This window comes from Prosthecobacter sp. (genome assembly GCF_020439865.1).
Taxonomy (GTDB): domain Bacteria; phylum Verrucomicrobiota; class Verrucomicrobiia; order Verrucomicrobiales; family Verrucomicrobiaceae; genus Prosthecobacter.
This window is the reverse complement of sequence record NZ_JAGRPF010000124.1, coordinates 1-13,079: the sequence shown is the minus strand read 5'-3', so window position 1 is coordinate 13,079 and position 13,079 is coordinate 1. Positions and strand designations below refer to the sequence as shown.

The 13,079-nt window shown below is 60.0% G+C and carries 16 protein-coding genes; 13 read left to right on the top strand and 3 right to left on the bottom strand.

Features of this window, described 5'->3' with window-relative positions; all coding sequences use genetic code 11:
• Nucleotides 1-135: 135 nt before the first annotated feature.
• On the bottom strand, nt 136-2,157 hold the full coding sequence (locus KDL09_RS14745) for an FAD-dependent oxidoreductase (RefSeq protein WP_294386526.1): 2,022 nt from the start codon (nt 2,155-2,157) through the stop codon (nt 136-138).
• A gap of 131 nt (nt 2,158-2,288) precedes the next feature.
• Between KDL09_RS14745 and KDL09_RS14740 the strand changes: the two genes are divergently transcribed.
• The 11 genes from KDL09_RS14740 (at nt 2,289) to KDL09_RS14690 (ending at nt 8,939) form a co-directional block, all read left to right on the top strand.
• Entirely contained in the window at nt 2,289-2,969 is a 681-nt protein-coding gene (locus KDL09_RS14740; RefSeq protein ID WP_294386523.1) for a hypothetical protein, read from the top strand.
• Between the two features lie 31 nt (nt 2,970-3,000).
• Nucleotides 3,001-3,888 carry a hypothetical protein gene (locus tag KDL09_RS14735; protein WP_294386522.1) on the top strand — a complete coding sequence of 296 codons (888 nt, stop codon included), beginning with the start codon at nt 3,001-3,003 and terminating at the stop codon, nt 3,886-3,888.
• Nucleotides 3,889-3,957: 69 nt separating this feature from the next.
• Nucleotides 3,958-4,587 carry a TetR/AcrR family transcriptional regulator gene (locus KDL09_RS14730; RefSeq protein WP_294386519.1) on the top strand — a complete coding sequence of 210 codons (630 nt, stop codon included), beginning with the start codon at nt 3,958-3,960 and terminating at the stop codon, nt 4,585-4,587.
• Between the two features lie 24 nt (nt 4,588-4,611).
• Nucleotides 4,612-5,094: a VOC family protein gene (locus KDL09_RS14725; RefSeq protein WP_294386517.1), complete on the top strand. Its 483-nt coding sequence runs from the start codon at nt 4,612-4,614 to the stop codon at nt 5,092-5,094.
• Between the two features lie 29 nt (nt 5,095-5,123).
• Nucleotides 5,124-5,657, top strand: a complete 534-nt coding sequence (locus KDL09_RS14720) for an SRPBCC family protein (RefSeq protein ID WP_294386515.1) — start codon at nt 5,124-5,126, stop codon at nt 5,655-5,657.
• Nucleotides 5,658-5,698: 41 nt separating this feature from the next.
• Nucleotides 5,699-6,172: a VOC family protein gene (locus tag KDL09_RS14715; protein ID WP_294386512.1), complete on the top strand. Its 474-nt coding sequence runs from the start codon at nt 5,699-5,701 to the stop codon at nt 6,170-6,172.
• A 34-nt stretch (nt 6,173-6,206) separates the two neighbouring features.
• Nucleotides 6,207-6,692, top strand: coding sequence for an SRPBCC family protein (locus tag KDL09_RS14710; RefSeq protein WP_294386511.1), 486 nt, complete (start codon nt 6,207-6,209; stop codon nt 6,690-6,692).
• 19 nt (nt 6,693-6,711) lie between these two features.
• Nucleotides 6,712-7,161 (top strand): SRPBCC family protein, encoded by a 450-nt coding sequence (locus tag KDL09_RS14705; RefSeq protein ID WP_294386509.1) that lies wholly within the window; start codon nt 6,712-6,714, stop codon nt 7,159-7,161.
• Entirely contained in the window at nt 7,158-7,538 is a 381-nt protein-coding gene (locus tag KDL09_RS14700; protein ID WP_294386507.1) for a hypothetical protein, read from the top strand. Before KDL09_RS14705 ends, KDL09_RS14700 begins: the two co-directional genes overlap by 4 nt.
• 11 nt (nt 7,539-7,549) lie before the next feature.
• A complete protein-coding gene (locus tag KDL09_RS14695; protein WP_294386505.1) occupies nt 7,550-7,819 on the top strand; it encodes a MoaD/ThiS family protein in 270 nt (89 codons plus the stop codon).
• Nucleotides 7,820-7,832: 13 nt separating this feature from the next.
• A complete protein-coding gene (locus KDL09_RS14690) occupies nt 7,833-8,939 on the top strand; it encodes a sialidase family protein (protein WP_294386503.1) in 1,107 nt (368 codons plus the stop codon).
• 21 nt (nt 8,940-8,960) lie between these two features.
• On the opposite strand, the gene KDL09_RS14685 is transcribed toward KDL09_RS14690, so the two are convergent.
• Together KDL09_RS14685 and KDL09_RS14680 are read right to left on the bottom strand one after the other, a co-directional pair.
• Nucleotides 8,961-10,082 (bottom strand): ROK family protein, encoded by a 1,122-nt coding sequence (locus KDL09_RS14685; protein ID WP_294386501.1) that lies wholly within the window; start codon nt 10,080-10,082, stop codon nt 8,961-8,963.
• Between the two features lie 69 nt (nt 10,083-10,151).
• On the bottom strand, nt 10,152-11,555 hold the full coding sequence (locus KDL09_RS14680; RefSeq protein ID WP_294386499.1) for an FAD/NAD(P)-binding protein: 1,404 nt from the start codon (nt 11,553-11,555) through the stop codon (nt 10,152-10,154).
• A 102-nt stretch (nt 11,556-11,657) separates the two neighbouring features.
• On the opposite strand from KDL09_RS14680, the gene KDL09_RS14675 reads away from it, so the two are divergent.
• A complete protein-coding gene (locus tag KDL09_RS14675) occupies nt 11,658-12,191 on the top strand; it encodes an NAD(P)H-dependent oxidoreductase (RefSeq protein ID WP_294386495.1) in 534 nt (177 codons plus the stop codon).
• A gap of 13 nt (nt 12,192-12,204) precedes the next feature.
• Nucleotides 12,205-12,954 carry a DUF1080 domain-containing protein gene (locus tag KDL09_RS14670; protein WP_294386492.1) on the top strand — a complete coding sequence of 250 codons (750 nt, stop codon included), beginning with the start codon at nt 12,205-12,207 and terminating at the stop codon, nt 12,952-12,954.
• Nucleotides 12,955-13,079: the final 125 nt, after the last annotated feature.

Below are 13,079 nucleotides of genomic sequence, written 5' to 3'. Positions count from 1 at the left end.
GTCCGCACCGGCAAAAAGCCCATCGCCACCGGTCTCGACGGACTGTGGAGCGCAGGCCTGTGCCTCGTCGCCGAAGAATCCATCCGCCAGAACAAGCCGCTCCCTGTCGGCGAACTCCTCAAGTTCTGATCCGGCTCAATTCGCCTCAGCACCTTTCTGCAGCACCTGCATTTGCAGTTCGCACCAGGCTTTGGTGCCGTGTCTGGCAGCGACAGGAGCAATGCTGAGCGTGTCGCCCGCTTCGAGAAGAATGCGCTGAACTTTAACAGGATCCACGGCGCGCGGCTGAATGTCTTCCTTCACCGCAAGAGCGGCGATGACTCCGACAGCCTGTCCCATGTTCAGCGTGTGAGGCTGCAACCGCGTCGCACCGTTGGCCATACGGCTCTGGCTGAGGTTCTTCTCGGCAGGCAGAAAGCCATCGACCTTCTCCGGAATGAAGCACTCGAATGGAATCGCGAAGGGACCCGCGCCGTGACCGCCGAATTTGTTCGGAATGTCGATCTCGCGATCGAGATTAGGCTCAAGCCACGGCAGGCTCATCGAGCCATGCAGATCGATGGGATAGTCCCCAAGAGCCACGGTGCGCTTGAACTGCACAGGTTTGCCGACAACGCGCTCGATCTCGGACGGACGCAGCGTGTGCAAACCGACAATGCGGCGGCTTTCGCGAACGTAAGGCATGATAGAGAAGCGAATCAACACCGCACGAAACGGCGCAAGATCCGGGCGCTCCGCGATCCACGCGTCCACCTCTGCACAGCGATATGATGAGTCGAAGCCCTCGTCATCCGCCACAGACCAGTCGCTCTTCCCGAGCGTGTGCTGGATGTAGTAGAGCAAGTGCAATGTCTTGAGCTGCATGGCGCGGTTCGTGGCGAGCCGTGCCGCAGGATCTTCCAACTCCGCGACCGTGGATGGATAGTCGTTGTTGTAGTTCAAATGCGTGCGCGTGATCACCGAGTTGTCAGCCGGATGGGAACTGTCCGGCATGCCTCGGTAACCGATGAAGGTGGCCCAGTTCCAGGGCTTCGTCTTGGTATCGACCTTCTCACCTGCGACGAGCGTCTTGGCAAATGCCGCGTCCACCTTGTCGGTGTAGCCGGGTGGCTTCGCTTTGAGAAGCAGCTCGTCCGGAACACCCTGGGGATACTGTTTCACGACAGCGGTCCAGGTGTTCGATTGCACGTGGCGTTTGGGATCGATGGCGTCACTCAAACAATTGCCCACGCGATAACGAGCGCCGGTCAGTGGAATGACATCGCCCCACTCGGTGGCGTCGATGAGCACACGACTTGCGACATGACGCGTCCGGCCGCCGCTGCTGATGTCCACGCCGATGACAGTGTTCTTTTCCTTCGAGACCTTCGAAACGCGAGTGAGCAGTGCGAGATCAAGCACGCCACCACCCCGCGCATCGCCAAGCATTACCTGCAGCAGGCGCCGGCCCACGCGTGGCTCCACACCCACATGGCCGTGCCAGTAGGCTGTGAGATAATTGATGCCCAGCGGCCGGTAGTGCGCGCTGATGAGCCCGCACAACTCTCGATAGAGGCCACGCTCACGCACGAGCGTACCGCCCTCGTCCATCGAGGTCACTGCGGCGGCCATCGCCTGACCACCGATCCAGTCGGTCTCCTCCAGCAAGAGCACCGAGACGCCCATCCGCGCCGCCTGCACCGCAGCGCCCACACCGCCTGTGCCCGCACCTGCGATCACAACATCGTAACGATCACGCAGCTTTTCAAAAGTCGTCGCCTCCAGCGGCTTCGCATTCGCCGACTTCGGCGGATCGACCGGCAGCAGCGCCGCACCGCGACTGAGCACGATGGCGACATTTTTCCCCACGCACACGCCACCGGGCACCGCGCTCTTCTTCCAATAGTCCGGAGAACTGAGCACCCGTTGTCTCACAAGCACCTCCAACGCCTCATCGAGCGACGCCACCGGCTTGAACAAGCCCGCGACCTTCATCAGCAGCTCCGCGACTTTTTCTCCATCGCACTTCCCGGTTTCCGTGGCATTCGACCGCCAGTAGTCGGGCGATTCGATGATGTGTTTCTCGGCCAATGCCTCCAAGTCCGTCTCTGTGGCCTGCGTGCTGGCAGCACGGGCTGTAATAGTGAAAGCCAGAAGCAGAATAACGAGGATGCGCATAACGGAAGACTGTTTTGAAGAGGAATGGATGAAAACTACGAGAGCCATCGACCTGAAGAAGGACTCACATGCGAGCCGAAGATAATCACGCGAGATTGGTCCTGCGCCCGCGTTTTTTTGACTTCCAACCCATGAAACTTCTCGTCCCCCTCCTCTGCGCCTTCGCCGGTTCCCTTCTCGCCGCCGACGTTCCAGCCAAGCCCATCGCCAAAAAGGGCGAACTGTTGTTCTCCGATGACTTCGAGCGCACCGAACTCGGAGAGTGGGCAGCGCTGATCCCCGCCTTCTCCGTTCAGAATGGCGTGCTCAAGGGACTGCAGGCCCGTGATGATCACGGCGCGGTCGGGCGAGTGTATCGGCCGATGAAAGACATTGTCGTCGAATTCAAATTCAAGCTCGACGGCTCCACGGGTTTCAACGCAGTGTTCGACGACCAAAAGTTCAAAGGATCACATGCCGGCCACATCTGCCGCGTCGCCTTTGCCCCGAAGCAGATCCGCCTCGGCGACGACAAGGAAGGCGTCATGCGCAACGACATCTTCGAGATGCGCAAGGATCCCACGAAAAAGGCCCAGGCCGACAAGCTTCTCGACGGTCGAGGCACGGCAACAAGCATCACCATCGATCCCAAGACCTGGCACGACGTGGCCATCGAGATCAGCGGCGACCAGATGCGCGTAAGCATGGACGGCAAGCCCGTCGGCCACCTCCAATCACCCGGCATCGCCCACGAGACGAAAAGCAGCTTCCACTTCACCGTAAACGGCCCCGGCGTGCTCTTCGACGACGTGCGCATCTGGAAGGCAGAGTGAATGACCTTTTGGAACATCACGTTCTCCCACCATGAGAGCATTCCTCCTCCTCGCAGCCGTTTCCTTTGCCGCAATCACCGCTCACGCGGAGGAACTGCAGCCGCCGATCACCACCGGACTGCGTGTCGCCACCTGTGGGCATAGCTTTCATGTGTTCACGTACAAGCAGGTCGAGCAAATCGCCCTCTCGGCTGACTTGAAGCATCAATTGGTCGGGCTTTCGACCATTGGCGGCTCAACCGTGCAGAAACATTGGGACGTGCCTGAGGAGAAAAGTGCGGCGAAGCAGGTGCTGAAGGCCGGTGGTGCCGATGTTCTCACGCTTTCGCCGATCTGGCTGCCTGATGACGCGATCGAGAAGTTCGTGAAGCTCGGCATCGAGCATAATCCCGCGCTGCGCATCACCGTGCAGGAATACTGGATGCCCAATGATGAATATGAGCCGGTTTATCCGCTGCAAACGAGGAAGAAGGTCGATCACAACGCCACCGACATCGCCAAACTCCGCGACGCGACAATACGCTACGCGAAGGACATCGAGGACTACGTCAAAGGCATCAACGAACGCCTCGGCAAGGACGCCGTGCTCATCGTGCCCGTCGGCATGGCGGCAGTGACGCTGCGCGAGAAGATCGTGAAAGGCGAGGTTCCAGGCATCAAGCAACAGAGCGAGCTGTTCCGTGACAACTGGGGCCACGCACAGACGCCGTTGCAGTTTCTCTCCAGCTACTGCCACTTCGCCGTGATCTACCGCCGCAGTCCCTTGGGTTTGCCCGTGCCGTTTCAATTCGAAGCACTCAAAGATGTGAGCGATGACGACAAGGCAAAGCTCAACACGCTGCTGCAACAGATCTCATGGGACACCGTGAGCCATCATCCGATGACAGGCGTGATGAAGATCGAGTCCAAGGTGAACTGATCCCCCTGTTCGATTCCGATCTTGTTTCTTGACGTTTCCCCGCTTTTTGTTACATACCGCCCGGTTTGTATGCCAAAGAAAGCAGCCAGCAAAAAGCGAGAACGCGATCCGGCCGCAACACGGCAGCGGCTTATCGACGCCACAGTACGTCTCATGCTGAAGCAGGGGTTCTCCGGCACTTCGGTCGATCAAATCTGCGCCGAGGCTGGCATGACGAAGGGCAGCTTCTTTCATCACTTCGAGAGCAAGGAGGCCATCGGCAAAGCGGCTGTCGAATGGTGGGGGCAGATGGGCACGGCCTTGTATGCCGTGGCATGGCATAACAAGGACGCCGACCCGCTCGACCAGCTTCATCAGATGCTCGACATCATGACCGGCTTCACCATGCGCAAGGACGAGAACTGCGTGTGCATGGTCGGCATGATGTCGCAGGAACTCGCGGCAACGAATCCTGTCATGCAGGCCGCCTGCTCGAAGGAATTGCAAACCTGGACCGACAACGTCGCGCGCATGCTCGCCGCCGCGAAGAAGAAGCACAAACCCGCGACCAATTTCGATCCCAAGCAGGTCGCATGGTTCCTCAACAGCCTCTGGCAGGGCTCCATGCTCGTCGGCAAGGCCTGCGAATCGCAGGCGATGATCCGCGCCAATCTCAAGCTCGCCCGCAGCTTTGTGGACGGGCTGTTTCAACAATCCTGACACCTTTTCACCCAACGCACCACCATGCCCACCTCCAACGACAACACCCGCCCCACCAAAACCGTCACGCCGCACCTCGTGTGCAGCAATGCCACCGCCGCGATCGACTTCTACCAGCGCGCCTTCAATGCGCAGGAGCGCTTCCGTCTTCCCGGCCCTGATGGCAGGAGCATCATGCACGCCTGCATTCAGATCGGCGACTCGCCGGTCTTCCTCGTCGATGAAAACCCACAGTGGGGGTCGCTTTCGCCCACGTCATTGAAAGGTACGCCCGTCACCATCCATCTGCAGGTGGACAACGTGGATGAACTCTATGCACAGGCCATCGCAGCCGGAGGCACTGCAAAGATGTCCCCCGCCGACATGTTCTGGGGCGACCGCTACGGCGTGTTGATCGACCCCTTCGGCCACCAGTGGTCCATCGCCACGAACCAGCATCAATACACAAGCGAACAGATCGTCGAAAACATGAACAAGATGTTCAGTGGCGGCACCTGCAAGAATTGAATCTCTCACAACCCAACCCAACGCGCACCATGATCAAGAAACTGCTCCTCGGCCTCGTAGCTGTCATCGCCATCATCTTCGTCGTCGCTTCCTTCCAGTCCGACGATCTCAAAGTCAGCCGCTCCGCCACGGTCCTCGCGACACCCGCAGATGTCTTCAGGGTCGTGAACGACTTCCGCTTGTGGGATTCATGGTCCCCATGGTCGAAGCTTGATCCCAACATGAAGAAAACCCTCGAAGGCCCGCCGGAGGGCGTCGGCGCCGTGTATCACTGGAACGGCAACAACGAAGTCGGCGAAGGCACCACTCGCCTCGTCGAGAGCAAACCGAACGAGATGATCGGCATGAAGCTCGAATTCGTACGCCCCTTTGCTGGCAGCGCCGACGTGAAATTCACATTCGAGCCCCAGGGCGAAGCCACGCAGGTCACCTGGACCATGGAAAGCAAGAAACCCTTCATCGGCAAGGTCATGGGCCTCTTCATGGACTGCGAGAAGATGTGTGGTGACCAGTTCAACGAAGGCCTCGCCAGCTTGGGCGATCTCGTGAAGGCAACACCGTGATCTTGATACAGCTCCTTCATCTCAACCAAACTCACACTGCCATGAGCACCTTTGACGAATACCCACCCGTGACCCCCTACCTCGCCGTCCACGATGCGGCGAAGGCGATCGAGTTCTACAAAACCGCGTTCGACGCTCAAGAACGTTGCCGACTCGCCGATCCAAAGACCGGCAAGGTGGGCCATGCGGAGCTGACCATTCGAGGGCAGCTCATCATGCTTGCCGACGAGTTTCCGGGCATGAACACGAGTCCCAAGACTCTCGGCGGCGCGACCACCTGCTTCGCCGTGATGGTTTCAGATGCAGACGCCGCCTATCAACGTGCGCTGGATGCCGGAGCCATCGGCACACGACCACCGGCCGATCAATTCTATGGTCACCGGACCGCCACCGTGCGCGATCCATTCGGCCATGAATGGTCCTTCCAGCAGGAGATCGAAAAACTGTCCCCGGATGAATTGCAGAAACGCTGGGAACAAATGTCCGGAGACTGCTCACCATCCTCTGAGTCTTGATCCTCCGTTCCATCCTCTAAAATCTTCTTTTCACATGCCTCCTCCTGCCCCTGTCGAATCTCCTCTGTCCGAACGCGAACTCGTGCTCGTCCGTGAAACCGACGTGCCACGCGAAAAACTCTACGCCGGCTGGACCACCGCCGAATTGTATCCGCAATGGTTTTGTCCGAAGCCGTGGACGGTCGCCGATGTCGAACTCGATGTGCGCGCCGGTGGATTCAACCGCATGACGATGTGCGGCCCCGATGGCGAACGATTCCCCAATCAAGGCGTGTATCTCGAAATCGTTCCGAACGAAAAAATCGTCTTCACCGACGCCTACTTCGCGAATTGGGAGCCGAATCCGAATCCCTTCTTCACCGGCATCGTCACCTTCGAGACACTGCCAAACGGCAAAACCCGCTACACCGCCCGCGTCCTTCATTGGACGAAGGAGAACTGCGAGAAGCATGCTGCGATGGGCTTTCAAGAAGGCTGGGGCAAGGCCTTCGACCAGCTCGTCGAGCTCATGAGCAAGTGAACCTCCAGTCTTCCTGACCATGTCCGCTCCTCCCGCCGCCAACGAAATTCTCAGCTCGCGTGTCTTTCCGTTTTCTCGCGAGCGAGTCTTCGAAGCCTTCAGCGATCCGCAGCAGCTCACGCTTTGGTTTGGCCCGAACGGTTTCACCAGCACCTTCGAAACTTTCGAATTCAACCCGGGTGGCGAGTGGAAGTTCGTGTTTCACGGTCCGAACGGCGCCAACTATCCGAATCACATAACCTTCGCGGACATCGTTCCTTTGGAACGCATCGTTTATGATCATGTGGCACCGCACTTTCGCATGACGATGACCTTTGTGGATGAAAATGGCGGCACCCGCCTCACTTGGCGCATGGCATTTGCAACCACCGCCCTTAGCGAGCAGCTGAAGCCCGTCTGCGTGCCCGCCAATCAAGAAAATTTCGACCGCCTCGCCGCTCATCTCACTTCAAACCCATCGCACCCATGAAATACGCGCCCCTCATTGCCTCCATCCTCCTCGGACTGCTCTTCGTCATGTCCGCGATCACCGTCCTGTTCAATCTCGCACCCATGCCCGAACTGCCGAAGGACACGCCGATTGCCCACTTCATGGCCGCGACGGGTCCGACCGGCTTCATGAAGTTTGTGAAGATCTTCGAACTGCTCGGAGGCCTGCTCGTCATGATTCCGAAGACGCGAAATCTCGGCCTGCTCGTCCTCGGTCCGATCATCGTGAACATTCTCGCCTTCCACCAGTTCGTCGCGGGTGATGGCATCTTCCAACCGATGTTGATCGGCATCATCGTGTTACCACTGTTCCTTCTCTGGGCAGAGCGGGCCAAGTGGAAAGCTCTTCTATCCTGATTCCGGCTCCCATGCCCAGCATCGAGTTCACCGCCAATCTCGCGCACCAGACGACCGCGCCGAAGTGCAGTGTCTTGGGGGAGACTGTGCGCGATTGCCTGCAGGCTGTCTTTGCCCAGTATCCGGCACTGCGTGGATACGTGCTCGATGATCAAAACGCCATCCGGCAGCACGTCGTCGTGTTTGTCGATGGCACTGCGATACGGGATCGTCGCACACAATCGGATGCCGTGAGGCCCGATTCGGAGCTGTTTGTCATGCAGGCCCTTTCGGGCGGTTAACACACCCAATCTTATGAGCACCAAACTCTACCTCGGCACCCGTAAGGGACTCCTCGAAGCTGTTCGCGGCTCCAATGGCTGGGAAATCAGCCGCATGTCTTTTCTCGGCGTTCAGGTGCCCATGCTGCTGCCAGATGCACGCGATGGCACGCTCTACGCAGCGGTCGATCACGGCCACTTCGGCACCAAGTTCCACGCGTCACGCGATGGTGGCGCAACATGGGAGGAGCGCGCATGCCCTACTTACCCGCCGAAACCCGATGACTATGTCGAAGTGGTGAATCCGATGAGCCTGGAGCCCACTCCGTGGACGCTTAAAAAGATCTGGGCGCTGGAAGCGGGTGCAAGTGATGGCGAACTCTGGTGCGGCACGATTCCCGGGGGTTTGTTTCATTCTACGGACCACGGGACATCGTGGCGCCTGGTGGAAAGTCTTTGGAATCATCCGGACCGTGCGAAGTGGTTCGGTGGCGGTGCGGATTGGCCGGGAATCCACAGCATCCTCGTCGATCCGCGCGATCGCCGCCGTTTGTTGCTCGCGGTAAGCTGCGCTGGCTTGTGGGAGAGCCGCGACGGTGGAGAGAGCTGGCAGAACATCGGGCAGGGACTCCGCGCGGAGTTCATGCCGCCGGATCAGGCAGGTGATCCCGGCATTCAGGATCCTCATCGCATCGCATGGGCTCCGTCGAATCCGGACACGATCTGGATGCAGCATCACAATGGCATCTTCCACAGCGCCGATGGTGGCAAAAACTGGCGCGAGATCACCAACGCCGCCCCCTCCGCGTTCGGCTTCGCCGTCGCCGTGCATCCGCACGATCCGCAGACCGCCTGGTTCGTGCCGGGCATCAAGGACGAGACGCGCGTCGCGTGTGATGGCGCGCTCTGTGTCATGCGCACGCGTGATGGCGGCGCCACTTGGGAGCAGCTCCGCACCGGCCTGCCGCAGCAGCATGCCTATCATCTCGTTTATCGCCACTGCCTGGACGTGACGGGAGATGGTCAAACTCTCGCCTTTGGCAGCACCACCGGCTCCGTTTGGATCAGCGACAATGGCGGTGATTCCTGGCAACGCCTCAGCTCCGACCTTCCCCCCATCTACTGCGCACGGTTTGGATAATGACACAGGCCCGCAATTCAATCACACCGGCCTCCATCCCTCCATCGCATGACTGGCGGCACCCAGTGCCCCGGCGTCGTCACCCAGTGAAGAGGGCATTATTGTCAGAGGCATGTCACTGAGAGCGGGCATGAGCAGCATCGCTTGATCAGTGATCGCCGTGCAGAAACGCGTGCCAAGGGCAGTCAGTGGACCGTGCAGAAAGTAGGCTGAGGAGTCGAGTAACAGATGTAGAAGACCGAGGACGCGTGCATAATCGTTAACAACGATGTCCCATGCGCCTCCTTCAGTTTGAGCGAGACCTTCCAATGCGGCATGGAGATCGGCAGGCAGACGCGCACGTGAGGTGACACCGGCCAGCCGACGCCAGACGGCAGGCGAGGACAGCGCATCATGCATTTCGCCCCCTTGGCCAGTGAGCGGCCAGACCCATCGTCCGATCTCTCCTGACGCGTGATGTTTGCCATCGATGAGGCGGCCGTTTTTCATGACGGCAATGCCGAAACCACTGCGCGGCCCGAGGATGACATAATCGTCCAGCTCGCGCCCGCCACCGAACCAACGCTCGGCGAGAGCGATGACACGAAGGTTGTTTTCCAGAATGACCGGAACTCGAAAAGCTTTTTCAAGCAGGCTCCGAACAGGCACATTGCGCCAGTCAGGCAAAAAGGAGTAATGAGAGGCCACCCCAGCTGCGGGATCCACAACGCCGGGTGCGCCCACGCCGATGGCCAGCAGCGGCCCGGCGGCGGAACGCCCGAGATCTTTGATCAAAGCGGTGATGTCCGCCATGACGGAATCTGCATCGGAGTCTTCAGTGACACTGCGGGTGAGTGTCTGACACCGGGAACCGGAGAAGTCCACGCGCACTGCCTGCACGCGCTCCGCATTGAATTCGATGCCGGCAAACCAACCGGCATCCGGCAGTGTACCGAGCACGCGTTTCGGCCGACCCATCGGGCCTTTTTCCAAACCAGATTCGACGAGATGTCCGGAATCGATGAGCTGGTCCACATACTGCCCGGCGGTCGTCGGAGAAATGCGCAGTGCGTCGGCAAGCGAACGCCGCGAGGTGGCGCGGAGGCTGCGAACATGCGCTATTATCAGAGCGATGATCTGACGTTGGTCTTCGGGATTGCGCATGGCGGGGACTGGAAACGCGAACGGTGCCAAAGTCAGGCCCGAGTGGCAAGACTCGACTGTCTCGCCGATTCAAATCATGTACTCCATCATCACGGCAGCGGGTTCAGTGGCGGCCTCGGGTGTCTGATCCAGCAACGTCTGCGCCACGCGCATGGCCTGACCGCGCAGTTCCGGCACGGCGATAGTCTCCCACAGGCTGCCACGAAGCAGCGGACCGAGCGCGAGCAGCACATCCGAGCGCGCGCCGTCCGGTGTGATGACGGTGTGGTCGGAATCCACACGCACGCCCATGTCCATGTCGTCCGGCATGATGAGGCCACGCCTGATGAGGTTTTGCAGCAGGACGGAACGCGTGGAGCTAAAACGTGTCTGCGGGCCGGTGGCGTTGATGACGAGATCCGCCGTGAGCTGAGCGCCGCCGTCCAACAGCACGCGCACCTGGGAACCGGCTGCCTCCACACGATTGATGTTTGCCGCATGCACCTGAAGCTGGCCCATGAGCTGAGCGCTGGCGAGCTGCGCATGGATATCCGGCGCGATACGGTGGCGCAGGATGTTCCAGCGCGCTGCATGCCGCCGGGCAAATTCCAGACGCTCCTGCACGGTGAAGTTCCGCCAGATTCGCTGCGTGTGCGGGCGCATCTTGTCCACGATGATCGCCGGATTCGCCCCCAGTTCCCGCAGCCGCTCGCAATGCTGCTCCATCAGTGCAACGAGACTTTCCAGCCCCAGTTCCGCGAGATCCACTCCCGGCGGTGGGAAATCCGGATAGTCGATGCCGCGAAAGTGAGCGTGCGGCAACCAACCATGACGCGAGACGGCGTGAATGCGCCCAAGCCAGCCGAGCGCGCGCAACGTGATGATCGCGTCGACCGTGGTCAAACCGGTGCCCAGCAGCAAGATGGAGCCAGTGTCTGGCGGCAGCCGGTCATGCCATGCGAGCCAGGGATCCCCCACCCATGCGGGGTGAGCGTGCAATTCCTCTGTACCGGGCAAATCCGCCGGGGCTTCGTTCCCTGTGGCCAAAACGATGCGCCCTGCCTCAATGCGCCGCCCGTCTGCCAGCAGCACGACACCACCGGGCTCAATGTCGCATGCGTCGCCGTTGATGAACTCCGCCTCAGGCAGCCAATGCAACATGAGCGAGCGCAGGTAGTCGCCGTAGATCATGCGCGGAATGAAGCGCTCCCGCAGTTCGGCCTCCGGCACCAGGTCAAACTCCGCACGCGTGCGCAGCCAGTTGACGAAGTGATCCGGCAGGTCAGGAAACACGGACATGTTCCGCGCCGCCACGTTCAGCAGGTGCTCCATGCGCCTCGTGCTATAGGCCGCGCCACGACCGGTGGGACGTTGCGCATTGATCACAGTGATCTGCGGAGGCGGCCTGCCAATCCGGGCCAAATTCACCGCGGCAAGCACGCCGGAAAAGCCGCCGCCGATGACAACGACGCGTTCAGGTTTGGAAGAGTTCATGGCGTGCGAAGAAAAACTTTTTCCAAGAAATAGCTTGTCTGAGTTCGTTGTTCAATCACATATTGCAATATTGGAATAACTAACCACAAGATCCGACCACTCGTGAACGCGCTCATCGTCTCAACAGCCCTCAAGCCTGCCAGCAAGACCCTCGCCGCCGCACGAACCGTACAGCGCCGTCTGACTTCGTCCGGCATGGCAGCGGACCTTGCCGACCTCTCCGTCGAGGCGTTGCCGCAGTGTGATGGTGCGGCATGCTACCAGGATGCAGCAGTGAAGGCGATGACCGAACGGGTGAAGGCCGCACAGCTCATCGTGCTGTGTTTTCCGGTCTATAACTACCAGCCCAACGCGGCGGCCAAGAACTTCATCGAAGTCACCAACGAGGGCTGGAAGGACAAGGTCGTGACTCTGGTGGCCAATGCAGGCGGCGACCGTTCCTACCTCGCCCCGATGCCGTTGGCGAACTCGCTCATGGTGGATCACCGCTGCCTCATCGTGCCGCAGTTTCTCTATCTCTCGCCGACTGCGTATGACGCGACCGGAGAGGTCGTGCTGGGAGGACTCACCGGCGAGCTGTTCGAGCAGCAGATGAAGTCCGCTGTGCATCTGGCGCACTCCTGGCCCGCGCGCTGAGCTTCGACCCGCAATGAAAACACAACCTCTCACCCGCCGCCAAGCCGTTCAGTTTCTCACTCTTGCCACCCTCGGGCGGCTGCCGTCGTTGCGCGCGGCGGATGACACCGGCGGATGGCAGCCGCTGTTTGACGGCAGCACGCTCAAAGGCTGGAAACCCACGGCGAAAAGTCCTCACAGCAGGGCCAGCAAGAACACCACCGCAGGCAACTGGCGTGTCGAAAACGGCGCCATCTACGGTGATCAAGACACGCCCGGCAACGGCGGCCTGTTCATTACCGAGGCCGTCTATGGCGACTTCGAGGTGTCCGTCGAAACCAACAACGACTTCGGGCCCGACAGCGGCCTCTTCCTGCGCTGCACAGAAGATGGCAAGGCTTACCAATGCCTCATCGACTACCACTCTGGCGGCACCATCGGCGGCATTCTCGGTGAAGGCATCTGGAAGCGCCGTGGTGTGCGCAATTACACCTTCGGTGATACGCCCGATGTCATCACTTTGAATGAAAACCCGGAACATCCCTGCCCCGTGCTGCCGGATTCATGGAAAAGCTTCTGGCGCGTCGGTGAATGGAACGAAGTCCGCGCCCGCATCACCGGCGATCCGCCCACCATTACCACGTGGGTGAACGGCGTACAGATCATGCAGCACACCGAGCCCGCCAGCGTGCACCCTGCAACCGGGCACATCGGGCTGCAGATTCACGGTGGCAAATTCACCGGCACCGTCCGCTATCGCAACATTCGCACCCGCCAGCTTTAACTCACAGCACCATGCCCCCTCTACCAATCCGCACGGTTGACCGCAAGTGTGAAGTCGCGTGGTTCTCCGCGCTTTGCTCTGATGATTACGAGTTCCTCGGCGTGCCCGACGGTTCGCTGCGCTCC